Here is a 20,987-nt window from a genome sequence, read left to right as displayed (position 1 = left end):
TAGTGAAGGCAGCCGAAAGTCTGTTTCGGCGTGCGGATCCTGACTGTGTTCTAGTTCGCGCCGGTGGAGGCAGCAACCAGCGGCGCCGTGCCGACGGTCCCCGCCGTCGAAGCCACGCCCCATTTGCTGCCTGCAAGGATGGGGTAGTAGCGCAGCTGGCCGGAGGTCTGGAGTGCCAGGACGCCCTTGCTGCCCGTGCCTGCGAACCCGGCCGTGGCCGAGAACTGCCGGAAGAACTGCCAGCCGGTGCCAACCGTCTTTCTGGTTTCTGACACAAACCTGCTGGTTCCGGTGGACCGGTAGAGCCGCATGCTGCCCTGCCCGTCCACCGCCAGCAGATCCTGTTTGCCGTCGGAATCGAAGTCGACCATGGCGAGCTTGAGTCCTGCCCAACCGCTGCCAATCCGCACCGGAGCGCTGAGTCCCCGCCCGGAGGCGTTTGCCCAGTAATTCAACACTCCGTCGGCGCCATAGCCCACGATCCCGGGATACTTGGTGCCCGCGATCCATTTGCCGGCCAGCAGCCTGGTCTGCGCGAAACCCGAGGCGGCGACGGTGATGGGGGCAGCGAAGCCACCTGCGGCGTAGCCCGCATACAGTGTGAGCGCACCGCTGGACTTCTGGGCGAGAACGTCGGCGACGCCGTCGCTGTTCCAGTCAACGACGTTCAGGGACTTCATTCCTGACCAGCCCACACCGATCTGGTACGGGGATCCGATTGCGGAGGCGTTGGTTTCCGGGTGGTCCCACAGTCCTCCCGCGGCATCGACTTTGAGAACATCTGCTGTGCTGGTGATGGCGCGTCCGCGCGTAATCAGGGAACTGCCGGAGATCAGGACACCTGCCCAGCCGGTCCCTTCCACGGATTTGGCGCCCACCACGCCGCCGGCCACCGGATGGTAGCTGAGCGTGCCCGCAGCGTTGCGGGCCAGCAGTCCGGTGGAGGACGCGGACGTGAAGCCGTTCGCGGGGCTGATGCTGTTCATCGCGGCCCAGCCGTTCCCGATGACCTTCCGGGTCTCGGCGATGAACGAACCGGCGCCGCCAGAGCGGAAGAGCCACATCCGTCCCAGATAGTCGACGGCGAGGATGTCCTGGTTTCCGTCGCCGTCTGCGTCCGTCATGGAGATATCCATCCGGACAAACCCGGTACCGATGCCCGCGCCGGCTCCCAGGGCGCCGCCTGACGGATTGGCGTAATACTGCACTGCTCCGTTGGGCCTGCGGACGACGACGCCGGGGTATTTGGACGCCTTGTTCCAGCGGCCAATCGTAATGTCGGCTCCCGACAGGCCGGAGAGGAGGGCTTTCCTGGCAGCAAATCCTCCGGCTGCCAAGCCGGTCTGGATACCGAGCGTTCCCGCGGTGCTGACCGTAGCAAGGTCCTGGATGCCATCGGCGTTCCAGTCGGTGACATGGACGGAAGCAAGACCGGTGAACCCCGAGCCGATCTTGGTGGCAGCACCCAAAGATCCCGAACTCGCGGCCCGGCGGAAGAGGCCACCGGCCCTATCAGCGGTGACCACGTCCGACGCCGATCGGATGGACGGAGATGCCGCGGGGGGCGGTGCCACCGGGACCAGGTTGACGTTTTCGCCGCCGGCAATAAGGTACGGGTTCCAGCCGGCGCCGAGCGCACTGGAAACACCCCAGGTTCCGTTGCCGGGCACGGGGTAGTAGTAGAGCTGGCCACTGGTGTTGCGGGCGAGGAGGCCGTTTGTCCCGGCGCCCTTGAAGTTTGTGGTTACGGTGACGCTGGTCATCTTGTGCCAGCCGCTGCCGATCGTTTTGCGTGCTTCCGTCACGAAGGAGCCGGCGCCGTTGGACCTGTACAGCCGAAGCGCGCCGGCAGGGTCCTGGGCGAGAATGTCCTGGCTGCCGTCGCCGTCGAAGTCAATCATAGTCAGGTTCAACCCGGCCCAGCCCTGCCCGATTGATGTTCCGGTGCTGACGCCGGTTCCAGAATTATTGCGCCAGAGGCGGAGGGCACCGGAGGAGTCCCGGGTGATGATGTGCGGGTAGTAGCTGCTGTTGAGCCAATATCCGATCGTCAGCTGGTAATTGCCCCAGCCAGAGGCAGCGAGCTCCGGACCCGCAGCAAATCCGCCGATTGCGCGGCCGAGATACACATTGACGCGGCCCGATGTCCACTGCGCCACGATGTCGAGTACCCCGTCGGCATTCCAGTCGATGACGTTGATCGACCGGAGGTTGGTCCAACCCTGCCCGATCTGTTTGCGGGTGCGGAAGGTCCCGCTGCCGGTTGCCGGGTAGTCCCAAAGAATGCCCGAGGCGTCCGCGGCGACCACGTCGCCCAGGGACGTAATGGAGGGCGTGGGTACAGCGCCGTCAGCCTGGGACGCAAACCGCCGCAGGCTGTCCAGGGTTCCGTTCCAGGCGTTGGAGTCCCCGGCGAAGGGGCCGGTTGCACTGTACTGCCACACGCTGTACGTTCCCCAGCCGTTGGGCATGGCACCCACGTAGCGCGAATATGAGGCAAGGTGGAGGGGCTGCCGGCTGAACGCGCCGGAGTTTCCCGTGCACGTTGTCCACCAGTCGGTGGTTGTGTAGATCATCGGCAGCCGGCCGGTCCGGGCCAGCACGCGGTTGGAAAACGCCGCAATCCAGTTGACCATCGAGGCCTGGCTCATGTTGTAGCACGTGTTGCCCAGGGAAGGGTAAGGGTTGTACTCGATGTCCAGCAGCGGGGGCATCGTATTGCCGTCTCCGCTCCAGCCGCCTCCGTTGTTGACGAAGAAATCGGCCTGCGCCGCTGCGGTGGAAACACCGGGCAGCGCGAAATGGTAGGCGCCGCGGATCATTCCGGCGCCGCGTGCGCCGCCATACTGCGAGCTGAACAGCGGGTTTGTATAGGTTGTTCCTTCGGTCGCCTTCACGTAGGCGAACCTGGCGCCGAGACTGTACTGCGCCGCCCAGTTGACGCTTGACTGGTGGCTGCTGACGTCCAGGCCCTGGACACCTGGAGCCATCCATGTGTTGGCCGCTTCTGTAGTTGCCGCTGCCGACAACGGCGATGACTTCTTGGCGAGGGATTCACGCCGTTTGAGGCCCTGGCCCATGTAGGAGCCGTTCGCTCCAATTTCGGCCCGCAGGGCGTCCATATTGACCGGCGCCGATGTGGACGTCGCCGTCGGGTCCGGGGATTCCGCGGGGGAGGCAACAGATGGCGGTACCGGGGCGCCTTGGGCCGGGAGCCCGCCGCCGACGGACAGCGCAGCCGACAAGAGAGCGGTTGTGCCCAACAGGCCCAGGCGTCTTGCGCCCGCCAGACTGGGCTTTGCGATTCTGCTATTCGAGGATTGATTCATCTCATACTCCGTAGCCTTGAACTGCTGGCAGACAGTGGCTTGATGGCAGAGTCGTTCACCGTTTGGCCCCCTAAAACGCCCGCGCGCGTGAGCGGTTTAGTGTAGCACTGGAGGTGCTGGTGTGACTAACGTGACACCTGATCACTTCTGGGGGCCCGCGTGGCGCCATATTTCTGCCCCTTCACCGCCGGGAACTACACTGAGTGGCTGGTCCCGTGCCCCCTGATCGGGAAACCCTCAACCGACCATGCGAAGGAACGATGAGCATTGCCTGCACACCCGTCCCTTGAACACCCCCCTCTTGTCCGCTCAGGCGCCATTGATTTTTTGCGCATCCTGGGAATCGCGGCCGTGGTTGCCGGCCATGTTGGCGCCTGGTCCGGGCCTGTCGTCCGGGAGACTGTCTATACATGGCACGTGCCGCTGTTTTTCTTCCTCTCGGGTTATCTCTGGTCCGAAGGCCGCAGTGTGATCGAGGAGATGACCAAGCGCGCAAAAACACTCCTGCTCCCGTACATCGTGTGGCTGGTTCCGGTTGGCCTGTGGTGGCTGTCGCAGACGGACGTGGTCCGCGGTGCGGACCTCCGGAAACTCATGTTGGGGGGTTCAAACATTGGCGGAACACTGGCAGCGTTCTGGTTTGTGACTGCCCTCTTCTTCGCCGTAGTGGCTCTCCGCGCGATCCAGCGCTTCCCTGACTGGCTTCAATGGACGCTGGCGGTGATCGCGTTGCTTGTCACCGTGCGGGCGCCCGAGCTGGTGGCCCGGGTTCCGCTTGCTGCCGGCGTCGGACTGGCGTGCATCGTGTTCGTTCTGGCAGGCCGGGAATTCAAGCGCCACCGGCTGAGGATCCGCCGGCCTTTGATGACCGCGTTCGTCATCCTCGGCGGCTGTGCCACCCTCATACTGACCGGCTGGTCCACATATCTCGACCTGAAGTACGCGCGGCTGGGTACGCCCGTCATCACCGTCCTCGTGGCGATTGGAATATGCGCGTCACTGCTCCTCATTGCCGAGCATGCCATCCCCCTGCTCGGCCCGCGGGTTAACAAGGAACTGAGCACGCTTGCCAGTGGCGGGTTCATGGTTGTCCTGACCCATGCCGTGGTGCTGGTTGAGCTGACGAAGCTCGGCCTTGCCCCATGGCTGGTCTTTGCGGGTGCACTGGCCGGTCCTTGGCTGCTCGCACTGGTCATTCTCAGAACCGGCCTGGCCCCCGTCCTCCTGGGTGTGCCGGTCCGGAAGGAGCCCGAGCCGGCGCGGGAACTGGTGGGAAGCGCGCGTATGTGATCGCGCCTGATGTCGGCGGGTCGGTGACCGGCAGCCCGATGGTCGATTACGGACCCGGGTGTGGCAGCTTTAGACTGGGGGCCATGAAGGTTTTGGTTACCGGCGGCGCCGGCTACATCGGATCACACACGGCCCTTTGCCTGCTTGAGGACGGGCATGAGGTTGTCGTGCTGGACAACCTCATGAACTCGAACATCGAGGCGGTCCGCCGGGTTGAGGAGCTCACGGGCAAGAACGTGGAGTTCCGCGAGGCGGACCTGCTCGACGCCGAGGCCGTGGATAACGTCTTCGCGGAGGGCGGATTCGACGCCGTCATCCACTTCGCGGGCCTGAAGGCCGTCGGCGAGTCCGTAGCGAAGCCGCTGTGGTACTACAAGAACAATGTGGTGGGCACGCTCAACCTCCTCGAGAGCATGGAGAAGGCCGGTGTCCGGCGCCTGGTGTTCAGCTCGTCCGCCACCGTCTACGGCGCCTCGGAGCACGTCCCCCTGATCGAGAAGTCCCCGCTGGACGCCACCAATCCCTACGGCCGGACGAAAGAGCAGATCGAGGACATCCTGTCCGACCTGAGTGACGCCGACCCCCGGTGGAGCATCGCGCTGCTGCGCTACTTCAACCCCGTCGGCGCGCACGAATCAGGGCGTATCGGTGAAGACCCCCGCGGCATCCCCAACAACCTGCTGCCCTTTGTTGCCCAGGTCGCGGTGGGGCGGCGCGAGAAGGTCATGGTCTTTGGCAATGACTACCCGACGCCCGACGGCACTGGCGTCCGCGACTACATCCACGTCATGGACCTTGCAGCCGGCCACCTGGCAGCCCTGAATTATCTCCAGACGAAGACCGGCTCTTTCCGCTGGAACCTCGGGACCGGCCGCGGGTCATCCGTCCTGGAAGTCATCGAGGCCTTCGGTGCTGCAGCAGGGCGCCCGGTGCCGTATGAATTCGCACCCCGGCGGCCGGGTGACGCGGCCGTCAGCTACGCTGACGCATCCGCAGCCCTGGCGGACCTGGGATGGTCCGCGCACCGCGACCTGGCACAGATGTGCGCTGACCATTGGCGCTGGCAGAGTGCCAACCCCTACGGCTACGCAGGCTCGGAGGCCGTGGACCCGGTAGGAGCGGCCGCGGAGTAGCGGCGCAGGGCTGCTTTCGCCCGTTATCCACATCTTGCGCTGGGTGTCTTGGCTCACGGCATTGCTTCCCGTAGTTTTGTCCCAGATGTACTGCTTCCGCTGGGGGCGGCAGTCGTTCGGGGGAATTCATGGATGCAGTTCGCATTGTCGAGGATGAAGTCCGGGAGCTGATTCGTCGGCGTGGTCTCGATCCGTTGCACCAGGCTGCCGAGGTCAGGCGGCTCGTGGAAGCGGCTGTGACCGATTATGACGAGCGTGCCCTCATGGGGCCGCTTCCGCCGCTTGGACCGTTGGAGTCGGCACGGCGTTTTGTCTTTGACGCCGTTGCCGGCTTCGGTGCCCTCCAGCCGTTGCTGGATGATCCGGGGATCGAGGAAATCTGGATCAACGCACCGACGGAAATCTATGTTGCCCGGAACGGTGAATCCGAACTTACCTCTCTGAGTCTTACTGACCAGCAGGTCCGTGACCTGGTTGAGCGCATGCTGAAGAGCTCCGGCCGCCGCCTGGACATCTCATCCCCCTTCGTGGATGCGGCGCTGCCGGACGGATCCCGGCTGCATGTGGTTATCCCGGACGTCACCCGGCGCCACTGGGCTGTCAACATCCGCAAGTTCGTTGTGAAGGCCACCCGGCTGGATCATCTTGTGGAATTGGGCACCCTGACGCCGCAGTCCGCGCGCTTCCTGGGCGCTGCCGTCGCGAGCGGGCTCAATATCCTGGTGTCAGGTGCCACGCAGGCGGGAAAGACCACACTGCTGAACTGCCTCGCCGCCAGCATTGGCAGCCGCGAGCGCGTCGTCACGGTCGAGGAGATCTTTGAACTGCAGTTTCCGCTGCGCGACGTCGTCGGCTTGCAGTGCCGGCAGCCCAATCTGGAAGGCGAAGGGGAAATCCCGCTCCGGCGGCTGGTCAAGGAAGCGCTCCGGATGCGGCCGGACCGCCTGGTAGTGGGCGAAGTCCGTGAAGCAGAGAGCCTCGACATGCTGATCGCCCTCAACAGCGGCTTGCCGGGAATGTGCACGGTACACGCCAACTCTGCACACGACGCCGTGACCAAGATGTGCACGCTTCCGCTGCTCGCCGGGGACAACATTTCCAGTGCATTTGTGGTTCCGACCGTCGCCTCCTGCATCGATCTGGTGGTCCACTGCAGCCGACTCGCGAACGGGCGCAGACAGGTGACGGAGATCCTCTCCCTGGGCAGGCGGGTCGAGAACGGGATCATCGAGTCCTCCATGATCTTTTCGACGGTCGGAGGGCTGCTGGAGCCCACGGCCAACACGATGCCGGCGGAGGAGAAATTCGCGAGGTCCGGCTATGAGGTCGCGGCGCTTTTGGACCCCCGCTGATGGCAGCGCTGCTGGGGGTCCTGACAGGGGCCGGGCTGTTCCTCATCTGGTGGTCGGCCTGGGAGCAGGCCCCCCGCCCCGAGCGTGGACCGCGGACCAGCCGACTTCATGACCTGCTCCTCTCTGCGGGCATAGAAAAGGTCACAGCCGCTGGTCTCATCAGTAGCTGCCTGGGCCTTGGTGCCTTTGCGACGATGTCCTTCTTCGCCGTCAGCAGGTCGTGGCCCATTTCGGTTTGCTTCGGCCTGTTCGGCGGCTGGCTTCCGGTGGCAGTGGTGAAATGGCGGGCCAAGCGGCGCAGCGCGGTCCTGCGGCGGGTGTGGCCCGACGTCGTCGATCACCTGCGGTCAGCCATCCGGGCCGGGCTCTCCCTGCCCGAGGCACTGATACAGCTGGGTGACAAGGGTCCAGAGGAGCTCCGTCATGTGTTTCGCGACTTCGGTTCGGATTACCGCTCGGGCGGCCAATTCGACGCGTCCCTCAACAGGCTGAAGGAGCGGTTGGCGGATCCTGTGGCCGACCGCATCATCGAGGCGCTCCGGCTGACCAGGGACGTGGGCGGTTCCGACCTCGGCAGGCTGCTGGGGACCCTCGCTGAGTTCCTGCGCGAGAATGCCCGGACCCGAAGTGAGCTGGAAGCGCGGCAGTCCTGGACCGTCAACGCGGCCCGGCTGGCCGTGGCGGCCCCCTGGATTGTCATGCTGCTGCTGGTCAGCCGCCCGGAGGCGGTCGCCGCATACAACACGCCGATGGGGGCTGCCGTCCTGTTGGGAGGCCTGGTGGTTTCGCTGGTGTGCTATTCCGTCATGCTGAAGATCGGAGCCCTGCCCCAGGAAGAGAGGGTATTGCGATGACCTTTGTTGCTGCCATCACCACAGTGCCAGCGGCCGCCATCGTCTGCGGGACACTCCTCGGAGCGGGTCTGTGGCTCCTCCTTGTACGGCTTCCGTTCATGCGGTCAGTCAGCTTCGTGGAACGCATCGAACCGCAGCTGAGATCCCAGAACCTTGAATCCAGGCTGCTGCGGGCAGAGGAGCGCGTGCTGACTCCATTTGGTCCGCTTGAGCGCATCATCCGCCCGCTGATCAGGGAAGCCACTGCCAAACTGTCGCGCTTCAACCTCGGTTCCGCGGCCCTCAGCCGGAGGCTCGCCCAGGCTGCCCTGGACAAGTCACCCCTGGACTTCCGGGCCCAGCAGCTGTTCTGTGCGCTGTGCGCGTTTATTGCCGCTGTCAGCGTCATCGTGGCGGCAGCGCTGGCCGGGAGGTTTAGTCCGGTCCTGGCCGTGGCGGTTGCGGTCGGCAGCGGGATCGGCGGATTCCTCTTCCGCGACTACTGGCTTGGCCTGCAGATCAGGCGCCGGGAAGAACGGATGCTGGCAGAGTTTCCGAGCCTGGCGGAAATGATTGCGCTCGCGGTTGGTGCCGGGGAAAGTGCCACGGGTGCCCTCGACCGCGTCTGCAGGACAGCCCGGGGTGAACTTTCCCGGGAATTCGGCAGGGTACTGTCGGAAACCCGGGCGGGAAAACCCTTGGTAGAGGCGCTCCAGGAGTTCTCCGCCCGCACCGATCTTGGACCGCTTATCCGCTTCGTTGACGGGATCATCGTGGCCGTGGAACGCGGCACGCCACTGGCCGAAGTGCTGAGGGCCCAGGCCCAGGATGTCCGGGATACGGCCAAGCGGGAGCTAATGGAGTCGGCCGGCAAGAAGGAAATCGCCATGATGGTGCCGCTTGTCTTCGGCGTGCTGCCGCTAACGGTGGTGTTCGCTGTCTTCCCCGGAATAGCGGCACTGAGTCTGAACTTTTGACGTGATTTTTACAACTGTCAACCAACTCGCAGAAAAGGGAAGCACATGACACTCATGGCCAGGCACGGACTTGCACTTGTAGCCGCAGTCGCGGCGCTGATCGGACACTCCCTCGCTGTGGTCGCCAGGCCCCGGACTGCGGCATCTGTGGATCATCCCGAACGCGGGGACGTGCCCGGCTGGGTCATGATCACCCTGATGTCGGCGGTCCTCGTCGCCGCGCTGCTTGCCCTGGCCGGCCCCGCCTTGGAAGCCATGTTCAACCAGGCAATGGACACGGTCGGAAAGTAGTCCGTGACCGGGACCGGCGCTGACACATGCGGACGCGAGCGCGGAGCCGCCGTGGTCGATTTTGTGCTCGTGGGTGCCCTGCTGGCCATGTTTTTTGTCTCCATCATCCAGCTCGCACTGATCCTGCACGTGCGGAACACACTCATCGACGCCGCGGCATCCGGCGCCCGCTACGGGACCCTGGCCGACCGGGGTGCGGAGGACGCCCGCCGCCGCACCGGTGAGCTTATAGGTACTGCACTGAATGCGGACTTCGCCCGCGACATCCAAACGCGGGAGGTCGTCTTCCAGGGGCTGCGGACCCTGGAGGTAACCGTCAGGGCACCGTTGCCGGTCATCGGACTGATCGGTCCACGTGAAGTGCTGGAGGTGTCCGGCCATGCCGCGATCACCAGGTAAGCGCGGACCGCGGTTCCGCTTCAAACGCCTCGAAGCCAGATTCCGAAAGGCGTTGTGCCTCCCCGCCGAAGCCGGAGGCGGCACCTGGGAAGCGGCTGGCGACGATGGGCAGCGGGGGAGTGCTGTCGTGGAGTTCACGTTCCTCGGACTGCTCCTCATGGTTCCAGTGGTCTACTTCGTGATCACCGTCGGCCAGATTCAGGGCGGCTCGTTCGCGGTGGTGGGTGCGGCGGACCAGGCGGCCAAAGTCTTTGTGGCCCAGCCGGATGCGTCGTCGGGGAGGGTGGCCGCGGAGCAGGCCGCCACGGTGGCCCTCGCCGATTACGGTCATCCTTCCGGGAACGCCAGCGTGCAGATCCAGTGCGATTCCGGCGGTGACTGCATGGCGGCAGGCTCGGCGGTCACCGTCACCGTACAGCTCACCGTGCCGCTGCCCTTTGTGCCCTTTCAGGAGGCAGTTCGGCTCAATGCCGGCAAGTTAAACGCTTCCGCCACACAAATTGTGGGCAGGTTCCGTTGACAGTTCAGGAGGCCGGCATGGGCGGACCGTCCCGAAGGGGCCGGGACGAGGGCGGGCAAATGACAGTCCTCATCATCGGCTTCGTGATGCTGGCCCTGCTGGTCAGCACCGTGGTCATGGCCGCGTCCAGCCTCTACATTGAGCACAAGAAACTGCTCTCGCTCGCAGACGGCGCCTCGGTGGCGGCCGCCGACTCCTACACGCTGGGCCAGGTCGAGACAGCCGGCGGGACACCGTCGGCACTGCTGAACGGGGACAGGGTCCGCAACGTAGCTGCGGACTATCTCAGCCGCACCGGTGCCCTCGGCCGCATCGACGGCCTGGCCGTCGCCGTCGGAACGGGCACACCCGACGGTTCCACCGCCGTCGTGGTTCTCAGCGCCACCGTGCACCCGCCAGTGGTCAATTTCCTGGTACCCGACGGCATCGTCATCGCGGCCTCGTCCACCGCGCGTTCGCGGCTGACCCGGTAGGCCCGGCTGGCGTTGCCTCACCGGCACAGCCGGTGAGGGCGGATAGCGTACGCTTAAACCACCATGGCTCAAATTGATTTTGCTGCAGAAATCCGCACGCTGCGCGGCACCTACACCTCCATCGAGAAGGTCACCGATGTAGAGGCGCTCAAGGAAGAGATCGCAGAACTGAGCGAAAGGGCCGGCGAGCCGGATCTCTGGGACGATCCCGCAGCCGCGCAGGTCATCACCTCGAGGCTGTCGCACCGACAGTCCGAGCTGGAGCGGCTGAACACCCTGGCGTCCCGCATCGACGACCTCGAGGTCCTCGTTGAGCTCGGCCAGGACGAGGACGACGCCGACTCGATGGGGGAGGCCGAGGCGGAGCTTGAGTCCATCCGCAAGTCACTGAAGGATCTTGAAGTCGTCACCCTGCTGTCCGGCGAGTATGACGAGCGTGAGGCCGTGGTCACCATCCGCTCCGGTGCCGGCGGCGTCGATGCCGCGGACTTCGCCGAAATGCTGCTGCGCATGTACCTGCGGTGGGCGGAGCGCCATGGCTACCCCACCACCGTCATGGACACCTCCTATGCGGAAGAGGCTGGCCTCAAATCCGCTACCTTCGAGGTCAATGCCCCGTATGCCTTCGGCACGCTGAGCGTGGAGGCGGGAACGCACCGGCTGGTCAGGATCAGCCCGTTCGACAACCAGGGCCGCCGGCAGACCTCCTTCGCGGCCGTGGAAGTCATCCCCCTGATTGAACAGACGGACTCCATCGACATTCCGGACAACGAAATCCGCGTCGACGTCTTCCGCTCGTCCGGCCCGGGCGGCCAGTCGGTCAACACCACTGACTCGGCCGTCCGCCTGACCCACATTCCCACCGGCACGGTCGTGTCCATGCAGAACGAAAAGTCGCAGCTGCAGAACCGCGCGGCGGCGATGAGGGTGCTCCAGTCGAGGCTCCTGCTGCTCAAGAAAGAACAGGAGGATGCGGAGAAGAAGGCGCTGGCCGGCGACGTCAAGGCGTCCTGGGGCGACCAGATGCGCTCCTATGTCCTGAACCCCTACCAGATGGTCAAGGACCTCCGCACCGAACACGAGGTCGGCAACACCTCCGCCGTTCTGGACGGCGCCATCGACGACTTCATCGAAGCCGGCATTCGCTGGCGCGCTGACAACCGCAACGCCGAACGCTAGACGCTCCCAGGACCCAATCCTGCGACACGCCCCCTGACTCCCGCCTGAGCGCGGCAGCCCGTGCGTATAGTCGAGAGGCCGGAGCCTTACTTCCCCTAGCGAACGCCCCCGCGCCGGTTGCAGTCAATGCCCATAAGGCCGTGTCCTGCAGGGGTTTAGGGTCATGATCCGTTTCGAAAATGTCACCAAGGTCTACGACCAGAAAGCCAGGCCCGCCCTGGATTCTGTCAGCCTTGAAATTGACCGTGGTGAATTCGCCTTCCTGGTGGGCGCGTCCGGGTCGGGCAAGTCCACGTTCCTGCGGCTGGTCCTCAAAGAAGACCGCGCCACTTCCGGCACCGTTTACGTGGCCGGCCAGAATGTCGCGAACATCTCCAGCTGGCGGGTGCCACGGCTCCGCCGCGGCATCGGTGTCGTGTTCCAGGACTTCCGCCTGCTGCCGCAGAAAAACGTCTTCGCCAACGTTGCCTTTGCCATGCAGGTCATCGGCAAGAGCCGCAGCGTCATCCGCGACACCGTCCCCGAGGTGCTCAAGACCGTGGGCCTGGAGGGCAAAGAGAAACGCATGCCCCACGAGCTCTCCGGCGGTGAGCAACAGCGTGTGGCCATCGCCCGTGCAGTCGTGAACCGTCCCGGCATCCTGCTTGCGGATGAGCCCACCGGCAACCTCGACCCCACTACGTCCATGGGCATCATGGGTGTCCTGGACAAGATCAACCAGAACGGCACCACTGTGGTCATGGCCACGCACGACGACGACATCGTCAATGAGATGCGAAAGCGCGTGGTGGAGCTCAAGAACGGGAAGGTCATCCGCGACGAAGCCCGCGCCCTGTACACGTCGATGATGCCTGTGGTCGGCCAGTCCCGGCGTCTCAAGGACGCCAGCGGACGCGACGAGGCCGGCGACCAGGCAGGGGAGGGCCGGCTGTGAGGCTCCAGTTCATCCTCGGTGAGATCGGCGGCGGCCTGCGGCGGAACCTGTCGATGGTCGTGTCCGTCATTCTGGTGACCTTCGTGTCCCTGACCTTTGTTGGCGCCGCCGGCATGCTCCAGCTGCAGATCAATCAGATGAAGGGCTACTGGTACGACAAGGTCCAGGTGGCCATCTTCCTCTGCGGTGAAGGTTCGACGGCGGCCGGCTGCGCCTCGGGGCCCGTAACGGCCGAACAGCAGGACAATGTGCGGACGCTGCTGGAATCGCCCGCAGTGGCCCAGTACATCAACAACTTCCAGTTTGAGTCCCGGGACGACGCCTACAAGCACTTCAAGGAGCAGTTCTCGAACTCTCCCATCGTCGATTCAGTTACCCCGGACCAGCTTCCTGCCTCGTTCCGGATCAACATGAAGGACCCGGAAAAGTACCAGATCATCAGTGAGACCTTCTCCTCCCAGCCGGGCGTCGAAACGGTCATTGACCAGCGGCAGGTCCTGGAGCGGCTCTTCTCCGTCATGAATGCGGCGTCCCTCGTGGCAGTGATCATCGCGGGTGTGATGACGGTGTGCGCCATCCTCCTCATTGCCACAACAATCCGGCTTTCCGCCTTCAGCCGGCGGCGTGAAACAGGGATCATGCGGCTCGTCGGTGCCTCAAAGACGGTCATCCAACTGCCTTTCATCCTCGAGGGGGTGATCGCCGCGGTCATCGGTGCCGCACTCGCCTCCGGAACCCTGTGGGCCGTGGCCCACTTCTTCCTCGGCGAATACCTGTCCAAGCAGTACCCGGACACGGCGTTCATTTCTCCGGCGCAGACCCTCCTTCTTGCCCCCGGACTCGTCGGCCTGGGCGTGGTCCTCGCGGGTACTTCATCTCTGCTCACACTCCGCCGATACTTGAGGGTGTAGGCCATGCACATTGAAGGAATGCCAATGACGTCGACTTCAGGCGGGCCCGTACGCAGGAGGCCCGTGGGGCGCCAGCGAAGGGTTCTTAGTGCAGCCGTGGCGCTGATGCTGGCAGCGAGCCTGGCGGCGTCGGCCCCCGCAGCCTTCGCGGACGACCTTGAAGACCAGCAGGCCGCGCTGAAAGCCGAAGCCGCCCGCGTCCAGCAGTCGCTCGAATTCGTTGACGCGAAGATTTCGAAAGCAGCCGCGGACCTCGTGATCTACCGGGGGCAGCTGCCGGCAGCGCAGCAGGCGCTGCTCGAGGCCCAGGGCCGTGTGGCCAGCGCCGTCAAGGAGGTTGAGGCCCTCGCCGCAAGGGTGGATCTTGCCCAGCAGAACAAAGCCAAAATCACGCAGCAGCTGAATGCGGACAAGCAGAAGATCGCCAGCACCAAGAAACTGATCGGGCAGATTGCCACCCAGGCCTACAAGTCCGGCGGCGTGCCCTCAGACCTCACCCTGTTCTTCGGTTCCACCAGCACCGGCAGCCTCACGGACACGATGGACCTCGCGGACCAGGCGCTGCGCAGCCAGAACTCCGCCATGGACAAGCTCACGCAGCAGAACGCCACCAACGTGAACTCGCAGGCCAGGCTGCAGGCCGTCGAGGCTGAGATCAAGGACCTCAAGGCCAAGGCCGACGCGGCGCTTATCAAGGAAAAGGCCGCCCGCGATGAGGCAGCCGCCAAGAAGGCCAAGGTGGACAAGCTCATCGCCGACACCACCCGCCTGAACAATGAACTCGAGGCCGCCAAGCCCGGAATCCAGAAGAAACTGGCCAACGTCAAGGCGCGCCAGGACGCAGTCGCAGCCGAAATCAAGGAGCGCGACCGCAGGCTGCGGGAAGCGTGGCTCGCCGAGCAGCGGCGGATTGCCGCCGCAGCCGCCGCCGCGGCAAAGGCCAAGGGCGAACAACCCCCGCCCTATGTGCCGCCCGTGGCAGGTCCGCCGTCGGCCTTTGGCCTCCGCCACCCGTTCCCGGACAGCGTTCCCATCACCTCCGGTTTCGGATGGCGTGCGACGCCGCCCGGCACCATCGATTTCTATGGCACCGGCGGTTACATGCACACAGGCATTGACTTTGGTGCCGCTTGCGGAACGCCGGTGTATGCGGCGGCGGCCGGCACGGTCTTCTCAGCCGGCTGGGCGGACGACGGCGGCGGAAACAACGTGAAGATCTCGCACGGTGTTGTCCAGGGCAACTCGCTGACCACGATCTACTACCACAACACCAGCGTGGTGGTTTCCTCGGGTCAGCAGGTGAGCCAGGGCCAGCTCATCGCCTACTCGGGCACCACCGGAAACTCGACGGGCTGCCATTCGCATTTTGAGACCTGGCTGAACGGCGAGGCGGTTGACCCGATGCGCCTGCTCTAGGCGGGGGCAGTAGAATAGTAAGACTTTGTTGCGGCGCCGCCGGAACAGCCAGTACCGAGAACCGAGGAGTTGAACCGTGCCCAAAGAAAGTGGCCGTAAAGTCGTGGCCACCAACCGGAAGGCCCGGCACGACTACCACGTCCTGGACACCTACGAGGCCGGCATCGCACTGATGGGCACGGAGGTGAAGTCCCTCCGTGAAGGCCACGCATCCATGGTGGACGGGTTCTGCACGTTCTACAACGACGAGCTCTGGATGGAAGGCATCAACATCCCTGAGTACAACCAGGGCAGCTGGACCAACCACGCGGCGCGGCGGCGTCGGAAGCTTCTGCTGCACCGCGAGGAGCTCATCAAGATCTCGCACAAAATCCGCGAATCGGGCTTCACCATCGTCCCGCTGCAGCTGTACTTCCTGGACGGCCGGGCCAAGGTGGAAATCGGCGTCGCGCGCGGCAAGAAGGAATACGACAAGCGCCAGACCCTTCGCGAGCAGCAGGACAAGCGTGAGGCGCTGCGCGCCATGCGGGAACGCAACCGCCGCTAGGGGCGGCACGCGCGGCACGCCGTAGACGGGCAGGAATGATTCGCCGCGGCAATGCGTTATGATTAATAGTCCGGCGGGGAACTGGTCCAGAACCTCTGCTCCGCCGGTTGGTAACAAAATACGGGGATGATCGGTTTCGACGATGTTAGTCGCGACAGGTGAAGCGGGCCGAGGATGCAGAATTATCTCGTAAACGCTGTCTGCAAACCAATAAGTGCCGAATCTAAGCGCACTGACTTCGAACTCGCTGCCTAAGCAGTAGTTCAGTCCGTCAGCCCGGGGTTGCTATCGCCCCGGATCCTGGCGTCATTTAGATAGCCACTGCTGTTTGCTCCCGTCATCGGAGTAAACGGGACTTTTAGATGACTGGGCCCGGATCAGCCGCCTGTTTGCAGGACGGCTGGGGCCGAGAAAATCCGACGCAAACTGCGCCCGGAGAAGCCCTGACAACACGACATCGGACGGGGGTTCAATTCCCCCCATCTCCACCTTGTGATGTCTCGGGACATTGACTACAGATGTCCCGAGACATCGACTACACCCCCGGTCTTCGGACCGGGGGTGTTTTGTTTTTTCGGCTGGTAGCCGCGGGTGGGATCGATGGTGAATTCGGCGAGGATTTCGCCGGTGCCGTGTTCGACGGCGGTGACGTCGGCGTCGCGGGCGAGCAGGATGATGCGTTTGTGCTTGTGGGCGCGGCCGATGCCGAGGTGCCGGAGGCGTCCGGCGTGGCGCAGGGTGACCTTGCCGTCGGTGTCGACGCGGTCGGTGCGGATCCGCCAGTGTTCCCCTTGGGCGGCGATGGCGGGCGCGGCCTTGGGGGTCGCTGCGTAGGCTTCGGAGGGTGTGCGGCGTTTGAGGGCCCGGTGTGGCCGTTCGTGGTTGTAGACGTGGCCGAACTTGGCCAGGAGCTCGTTCAGGTCGGCGATCGTGTGGGCTTCGGGGTGGTTTTTGAGCCATTTTTTGAGGGTCTGGTGGAAGCGTTCGATCTTGCCCTGTGTTTGAGGATGACTCGGGCGGCCGTTCTTTTGGGTGATGCCCAGGGACGCGATGAGGGTTTCGAAGGCGTTGCGTCCGCCGCGGCCGCCGGCGAGGCGGGTGGTGTAGACCAGGCCGTTGTCGGTCAGCGTTGAGGCGGGCAGGCCGTGTATTTGCGCGGTGTCCAGGAACGCTTCAACCACGACAGTTCCGGTGACTTTGGGATGGGCGCTGAGGTGGAGCAGGTAGCGGGAGTGGTCATCGATGAAGTCCAGGATCTCAACGGCGGTGCCCCCGGCCAGGGTCCAGTAGGTGAAGTCGGACTGCCACATCTCATTGGGCTGGGCCGCGGTGAAGCGGCGCAGCGAGGAACGGGGCCGCTTGTGCGGTTCCGGGACCACGGTGCCTGCGGCGCGCAGGATCCGGTGGATGGTAGACCTGGCCGGCGGTGTGAGGCCTTCGCGTTCGAGGTGAGCGGCGATGGTCTCGGCGCCGGCGTCGAGCCCTTTTCGGGTCAGCTCGGCGCGCAGCACGAGGACACGGGCCTGCACGTCCCCGGTCGTGGCCTGCGGGCTGGTGCGGGGTCTGCGGGAACGGGGCTCGAGACCCGCGTCGCCCTCGGCGGCGTACCTGGCGAGGAGTTCGTGGACCCATTGCCGGCCGACACCGTAGCGGCGGGCAGCCTCTGATTTGGACATTCCGCCCTCGAGTACGGCCAGGACGATGACCTTGTTCTTCGACATGGCCCATCGTCGACGCCCGGGGTGTCGCCGATGTCCCCGGACACGCCGCAGAGCGTCGCCGATGTCCCGGGACACCTGTCGTGTATCAGCTGTCGTGCATGTCCCGAGACATGTGTCGCCTATGTCCTGAGATCACACACCCCCATCTCCACCTTGTGTCAGACTCGTCCCCAACGGACGAGTCTGACAATCAAAAACACCCCGGTCCTTGGACCGGGGTGTTTTTTGTTGATCCGGGTTGGCTGTCCCGTGTGGTTAGGGCAGTGGCCCTGGCACTGTTACCGCGTTGGCACTGTTACCACGCTTGATACAGCTACCACGTTTCGCCCCTGAAGCATGCACCCAGCGCACGGAATCCGTAGAGTGTTCCCTGCAGAGCCAGGAACTTGGTCATCTGGTCAGCTGAGGTTTCCTTGATCGCGGAGAAGGCCTCCAGCAGGCTGGGGGACCGGGCGGCTCCTTGGCAGTCCGCAAACGCCACCTGGGACAGGCCGTTCCCATAATCCCGCAGGGTTCCGCCGGTGGCCTGGTCCCACCAGGGGTTGCTGAGGAACTGCAACGTTGCCGCCTTTCCGAACTCCGGTTCCAAGATGAGGGCGGACTGAAGCGTGTATCCCTGGTGCGGTGCATCCTGTGGCTTGCCGAGCTGAGAGGAAAGGTCGCTGTAACCCCAGTAGCCAGTGGTCGCATTGAAGAGGTACCGGTCCGCCGCCGTGATCTGGGCGACGATGTCATCGAGCAGGGGGATGCTCCAGCCGGTTACTTCGCGCACCTGCTTCAGCCACGCGCCGGCGCCAAGGTTGACGTTGGGGACGCACGGAAAGTCCTTGCCTGATTTCGAGTATGCCAGGCACGTTCCGCCCGGAACGCTGACCCGGGGCGTGCTGAGGAGGCTGTCGACGGCGGCCCTCAGGTCCTGGTCGGAAACGAGCTTGTTCTGCCAGGCCGCAAGCAATGCCGGACCAGCGTGCCCGGCGGTGGAGACGGTGTAGGTCGTGCTCTCCGGATTGAGTGTGCCGTCGCCGAACGCATCCCACGCCTTTTCAATGCCCCATCCGCCGTCGGGTTTCCGGACCTCAAGCAGATGCTGTATGCGTGCAGCTACAGTGGGGCTCTCCCACCCATCTCTGTGCGCATAAACGATGATCTCGAAGCCGGTTGAGGCGGCATCGTGTGATCCTGCAGTCATGCCTTTGGCAAGTTCCCACAGCGTCTCCGACTCCTGGTCCCACATGGTGGAAGCCAGTGTGGCGTCGAGCAACGGGGCGTCTGCGATCTTTGCAGTCACGGATTTTCCGCCGATGCGGTTCTTGCCTGCCCACAGGTCAGGTGCAACAGTGAGGTAACGTGTGGGCTGCGGTGTGGCCCTGCACGATGCGGATGCCGTCCGGTCCGCACTAAGCACCACCCGCAGTTCGGCCGGGCATCCAATGGCGCCGGCCACGCCCGGAGCGATGCGCAGCACAGCCCCGGGAGACCACAGCGGGCCACCGACTGTAAAGCGGACAGTGGTCGCTTCGCCGCGGCGGACCGTGCTCGGAACATATGCCGTCACGCCCAGTACAGAAACACGGGAAGAAGCGGTGTGGGTAGCGATGGCCCGGCCGCCGGAGTAACGGGTGGCCGTGGCCTTGACCGTATACCCGCCGGCAGCGGTAGGCAGATATGCACAGGTGGTCCTGGCAACCCCTGAGGAAACCCAAAGGGTGCTTCCGCATGTCATTCCGACTGGGCCGCCGGCCTGGATGCGTACGGACTGCCCCGCGGGAACGTTCTTAAGCGTCGCAGTGACGGTGCCGCGGTTGTTGACCTTCAGCGACGACGCGATGGTCAGGATGGGCGGCGCCGGCTGGGCGACCACACGGAGTGAGGTGCTTTGGGTACCAACGATCCGCCCCTGGTAGTAGCGGGTGGCCTTGGCAGTGATCGTGTACCCGCCCGCGAGGCGCGGGACCACGGTGCAGGACGTGACTCCGACACCGGGGGAGGCCCACCTGGTGTTGGCACAGCTCGTCCCGGACGGGCCGGTCACGACGATGCTGGCAGACTGGCCGCTCGGTATATTTTTGAGCGTGGCAGTGATGGTCCCGCGGACTCCCACCTGAAGTGGAGACGCACTTATGGACAGTGCCGGCGACGCAGCCTGCGCTTGGTACGGCAGGCCAATGATGATGAGTGCGCTGGCAATCAGGATGCCAATGAGCGTCCTTGGACGTCGTTCGACTAACATTTCTTGCTTCCCCCCGTACTGCGTCCCACTGACTGCCCTGCCAGCATGTGACGTGTTGCAGTTCTTGCGTAGCTTCGCCAGGCCCCTCCTGTGACTGGCATCACGGAAGGTAGCAGGTGGAGGTTGGGGCGCCTCCCCCCCAAAATGGGGGGTGCATGGTTCTGGGTGCGTCCGACTTCGGTCAGCGAATGCCCCGCTTCCGCCGTTCACCCAAGGCGTAGCCCCTGCGGGATTAGCCGGCCGGGGCTGACCGTTGAGTAGGGTGACACCCGGTCCAACCGGGTACCAACCGCAAAGGAAGGTGCGCCATGACCACGGCGCCTGCGAGCGGGCCAGGTTCCGTCGATGACGGTGCGGCCCTCGACTCTTACTCGGAAACCGTCATGAGGGTGGCCAGAACCGTCACGCCGCACGTGGCTGCCATCGAGATGACGGGGAACCGCCGCAACGGCCGGTTCCGCGTCGGCGCCGGATCCGGGGTCCTGTTCACCGAGGACGGATACCTGCTGACCAACGCCCACGTGGTGGCCGGTACCCACAAAGGACGCGCAGTCTTCGCTGACGGCTCGGCCACGGACCTTGAGGTGGTGGGCGCGGATCCGCTGTCCGATCTGGCCGTTGCCCGGGGCCGTGCCCCGCATGTGGCCCCTGCCGAGTTCGGCGACGCCGAATCACTGCAAGTCGGGCAGCTCGTGATCGCCGTCGGTAACCCGCTGGGGCTCTCGGGTTCGGTGACGGCGGGAGTGGTGAGCGGACTCGGAAGGGCCATTCCTGTCTGGGCCGGGCGCAACCGCCGGGTGATTGAGGATGTCATCCAGACCGATGCCGCGTTGAACGCGGGCAGTTCCGGCGGGGCACTCGCCGACTCCCGTAGCCGGATCGTGGGAATCAACACAGCGGTGGCGGGTGCAGGGCTCGGGTTGGCCGTTCCCATCAACAGCACATCACGCCGGATCATCTCCGCGCTCCTGTCCGATGGAAGGGTCCGGCGCGCCTATCTGGGCGTGGTCAGTACCCCGATCCGTCTCGGTGCCAGCGAAGTGGTGCGCACCGGCCAGCGGGAGGGGCTGCGCGTGGTGGAGGTGCTGTCGGGTTCGCCGGCGGAGCGGGCAGGCCTCCGTACGGGGGATGTGCTGCTGCGGGCAGGGTCCCGGCCGGTCAGCAATGCCGAGAGCCTGCAGAAGCTCCTCTTCGCTGAGGCCATCGGTGTGCCCATGAACATAGCCGTCCTGCGGGACGGGCACGTGACGGACATTTCTGCAGTTCCCGACGAGATGGCGGACTGGGGATAGAAACGCCGCACAAAGCAAGAGGTGGGCGGGGGATCCCCCGCCCCCACGTAGTTAAAAAGGGCCAAAAGCGTTTTTTTATTTTGGGCCCCGGATGTGGGGGGGCCGCCGGGGGGGGGGGGGTTTTAAACAAATGAAGCTGCCGGCGACCCAAGTGGTGTTG

General features: G+C 64.6%; 18 protein-coding genes and 1 other RNA gene. 16 read left to right on the top strand and 3 right to left on the bottom strand.

Translation table 11 applies throughout. The annotated features are described in order from the left end of the window. Positions 1 to 50 precede the first annotated feature (50 nt). Positions 51 to 3,263, bottom strand: coding sequence for a GH25 family lysozyme (locus ACFUTU_RS14990; protein WP_377965600.1), 3,213 nt, complete (start codon positions 3,261 to 3,263; stop codon positions 51 to 53). A gap of 393 nt (positions 3,264 to 3,656) precedes the next feature. On the opposite strand from ACFUTU_RS14990, the gene ACFUTU_RS14985 reads away from it, so the two are divergent. From ACFUTU_RS14985 to ssrA, 15 genes are all read left to right on the top strand, one after another. Continuing rightward, positions 3,657 to 4,619, top strand: a complete 963-nt coding sequence (locus tag ACFUTU_RS14985) for an acyltransferase family protein (RefSeq protein ID WP_377965598.1) — start codon at positions 3,657 to 3,659, stop codon at positions 4,617 to 4,619. An 83-nt stretch (positions 4,620 to 4,702) separates the two neighbouring features. After that, positions 4,703 to 5,752 carry a UDP-glucose 4-epimerase GalE gene (galE, locus tag ACFUTU_RS14980; protein ID WP_377965596.1) on the top strand — a complete coding sequence of 350 codons (1,050 nt, stop codon included), beginning with the start codon at positions 4,703 to 4,705 and terminating at the stop codon, positions 5,750 to 5,752. Positions 5,753 to 5,880: 128 nt separating this feature from the next. Next, complete coding sequence (locus tag ACFUTU_RS14975; RefSeq protein WP_377965594.1) at positions 5,881 to 7,104, top strand: CpaF family protein; 1,224 nt, start codon at positions 5,881 to 5,883, stop codon at positions 7,102 to 7,104. Further along, entirely contained in the window at positions 7,104 to 7,958 is an 855-nt protein-coding gene (locus tag ACFUTU_RS14970) for a type II secretion system F family protein (protein ID WP_377965592.1), read from the top strand. Before ACFUTU_RS14975 ends, ACFUTU_RS14970 begins: the two co-directional genes overlap by 1 nt. Beyond that, entirely contained in the window at positions 7,955 to 8,914 is a 960-nt protein-coding gene (locus tag ACFUTU_RS14965; RefSeq protein WP_377965590.1) for a type II secretion system F family protein, read from the top strand. Before ACFUTU_RS14970 ends, ACFUTU_RS14965 begins: the two co-directional genes overlap by 4 nt. Before the next feature lie 54 nt (positions 8,915 to 8,968). Next, positions 8,969 to 9,205, top strand: a complete 237-nt coding sequence (locus ACFUTU_RS14960) for a hypothetical protein (protein WP_377965635.1) — start codon at positions 8,969 to 8,971, stop codon at positions 9,203 to 9,205. A gap of 3 nt (positions 9,206 to 9,208) precedes the next feature. Next, complete coding sequence (locus ACFUTU_RS14955) at positions 9,209 to 9,604, top strand: TadE family protein (RefSeq protein ID WP_377965588.1); 396 nt, start codon at positions 9,209 to 9,211, stop codon at positions 9,602 to 9,604. A gap of 127 nt (positions 9,605 to 9,731) precedes the next feature. Then, positions 9,732 to 10,124 (top strand): hypothetical protein, encoded by a 393-nt coding sequence (locus tag ACFUTU_RS14950; RefSeq protein ID WP_377965586.1) that lies wholly within the window; start codon positions 9,732 to 9,734, stop codon positions 10,122 to 10,124. 17 nt (positions 10,125 to 10,141) lie between these two features. Continuing rightward, positions 10,142 to 10,597, top strand: a complete 456-nt coding sequence (locus ACFUTU_RS14945) for a pilus assembly protein TadG-related protein (RefSeq protein WP_377965584.1) — start codon at positions 10,142 to 10,144, stop codon at positions 10,595 to 10,597. A 63-nt stretch (positions 10,598 to 10,660) separates the two neighbouring features. Beyond that, positions 10,661 to 11,776 (top strand): peptide chain release factor 2, encoded by a 1,116-nt coding sequence (prfB, locus tag ACFUTU_RS14940; protein WP_377965582.1) that lies wholly within the window; start codon positions 10,661 to 10,663, stop codon positions 11,774 to 11,776. A gap of 163 nt (positions 11,777 to 11,939) precedes the next feature. Next, positions 11,940 to 12,710 (top strand): cell division ATP-binding protein FtsE, encoded by a 771-nt coding sequence (gene ftsE / locus ACFUTU_RS14935; protein WP_377965580.1) that lies wholly within the window; start codon positions 11,940 to 11,942, stop codon positions 12,708 to 12,710. Continuing rightward, positions 12,707 to 13,621, top strand: a complete 915-nt coding sequence (ftsX, locus tag ACFUTU_RS14930) for a permease-like cell division protein FtsX (RefSeq protein WP_377965578.1) — start codon at positions 12,707 to 12,709, stop codon at positions 13,619 to 13,621. The genes ftsE and ftsX overlap by 4 nt, the downstream gene beginning before the upstream one ends. Positions 13,622 to 13,645: 24 nt before the next feature. Then, positions 13,646 to 15,037: a peptidoglycan DD-metalloendopeptidase family protein gene (locus ACFUTU_RS14925; protein ID WP_377965576.1), complete on the top strand. Its 1,392-nt coding sequence runs from the start codon at positions 13,646 to 13,648 to the stop codon at positions 15,035 to 15,037. A 76-nt stretch (positions 15,038 to 15,113) separates the two neighbouring features. Further along, positions 15,114 to 15,584, top strand: coding sequence for an SsrA-binding protein SmpB (gene smpB / locus ACFUTU_RS14920; protein ID WP_377965574.1), 471 nt, complete (start codon positions 15,114 to 15,116; stop codon positions 15,582 to 15,584). A gap of 122 nt (positions 15,585 to 15,706) precedes the next feature. Beyond that, positions 15,707 to 16,075, top strand: a transfer-messenger RNA (tmRNA) gene (gene ssrA / locus ACFUTU_RS14915). A gap of 21 nt (positions 16,076 to 16,096) precedes the next feature. Here ssrA and ACFUTU_RS14910 read toward each other — a convergent pair. Together ACFUTU_RS14910 and ACFUTU_RS14905 are read right to left on the bottom strand one after the other, a co-directional pair. Next, a complete protein-coding gene (locus tag ACFUTU_RS14910; protein WP_377965572.1) occupies positions 16,097 to 17,305 on the bottom strand; it encodes an IS481 family transposase in 1,209 nt (402 codons plus the stop codon). A 313-nt stretch (positions 17,306 to 17,618) separates the two neighbouring features. Next, a complete protein-coding gene (locus tag ACFUTU_RS14905) occupies positions 17,619 to 19,535 on the bottom strand; it encodes a hypothetical protein (protein ID WP_377965570.1) in 1,917 nt (638 codons plus the stop codon). 308 nt (positions 19,536 to 19,843) lie between these two features. Between ACFUTU_RS14905 and ACFUTU_RS14900 the strand changes: the two genes are divergently transcribed. Further along, positions 19,844 to 20,827: a S1C family serine protease gene (locus ACFUTU_RS14900; RefSeq protein ID WP_377965568.1), complete on the top strand. Its 984-nt coding sequence runs from the start codon at positions 19,844 to 19,846 to the stop codon at positions 20,825 to 20,827. Positions 20,828 to 20,987 lie beyond the last annotated feature (160 nt).

It is taken from the genome of Arthrobacter sp. NPDC057388, assembly GCF_042668165.1.
Lineage (GTDB): Bacteria > Actinomycetota > Actinomycetes > Actinomycetales > Micrococcaceae > Arthrobacter.
The sequence above is the reverse complement of the archived record's forward strand: the minus strand, read 5'-3'. Positions and strand labels throughout refer to the sequence as shown.

Bases quoted from the DNA above. Each gene is read 5' to 3' on its own strand.
- galE (WP_377965596.1), top strand. From the start codon at position 4,703: ATGAAGGTTTTGGTTACCGGCGGCGCCGGCTACATCGGATCACACACG.
- ACFUTU_RS14975 (WP_377965594.1), top strand. From the start codon at position 5,881: ATGGATGCAGTTCGCATTGTCGAGGATGAAGTCCGGGAGCTGATTCGT.
- ACFUTU_RS14965 (WP_377965590.1), top strand. From the start codon at position 7,955: ATGACCTTTGTTGCTGCCATCACCACAGTGCCAGCGGCCGCCATCGTC.
- ACFUTU_RS14905 (WP_377965570.1), bottom strand. From the start codon at position 19,535: ATGTTAGTCGAACGACGTCCAAGGACGCTCATTGGCATCCTGATTGCC.
- ACFUTU_RS14945 (WP_377965584.1), top strand. From the start codon at position 10,142: ATGGGCGGACCGTCCCGAAGGGGCCGGGACGAGGGCGGGCAAATGACA.
- prfB (WP_377965582.1), top strand. From the start codon at position 10,661: ATGGCTCAAATTGATTTTGCTGCAGAAATCCGCACGCTGCGCGGCACC.
- ACFUTU_RS14900 (WP_377965568.1), top strand. From the start codon at position 19,844: ATGACCACGGCGCCTGCGAGCGGGCCAGGTTCCGTCGATGACGGTGCG.
- ACFUTU_RS14910 (WP_377965572.1), bottom strand. From the start codon at position 17,305: ATGTCGAAGAACAAGGTCATCGTCCTGGCCGTACTCGAGGGCGGAATG.
- ACFUTU_RS14960 (WP_377965635.1), top strand. From the start codon at position 8,969: ATGGCCAGGCACGGACTTGCACTTGTAGCCGCAGTCGCGGCGCTGATC.
- ACFUTU_RS14970 (WP_377965592.1), top strand. From the start codon at position 7,104: ATGGCAGCGCTGCTGGGGGTCCTGACAGGGGCCGGGCTGTTCCTCATC.
- ACFUTU_RS14925 (WP_377965576.1), top strand. From the start codon at position 13,646: ATGACGTCGACTTCAGGCGGGCCCGTACGCAGGAGGCCCGTGGGGCGC.
- ftsE (WP_377965580.1), top strand. From the start codon at position 11,940: ATGATCCGTTTCGAAAATGTCACCAAGGTCTACGACCAGAAAGCCAGG.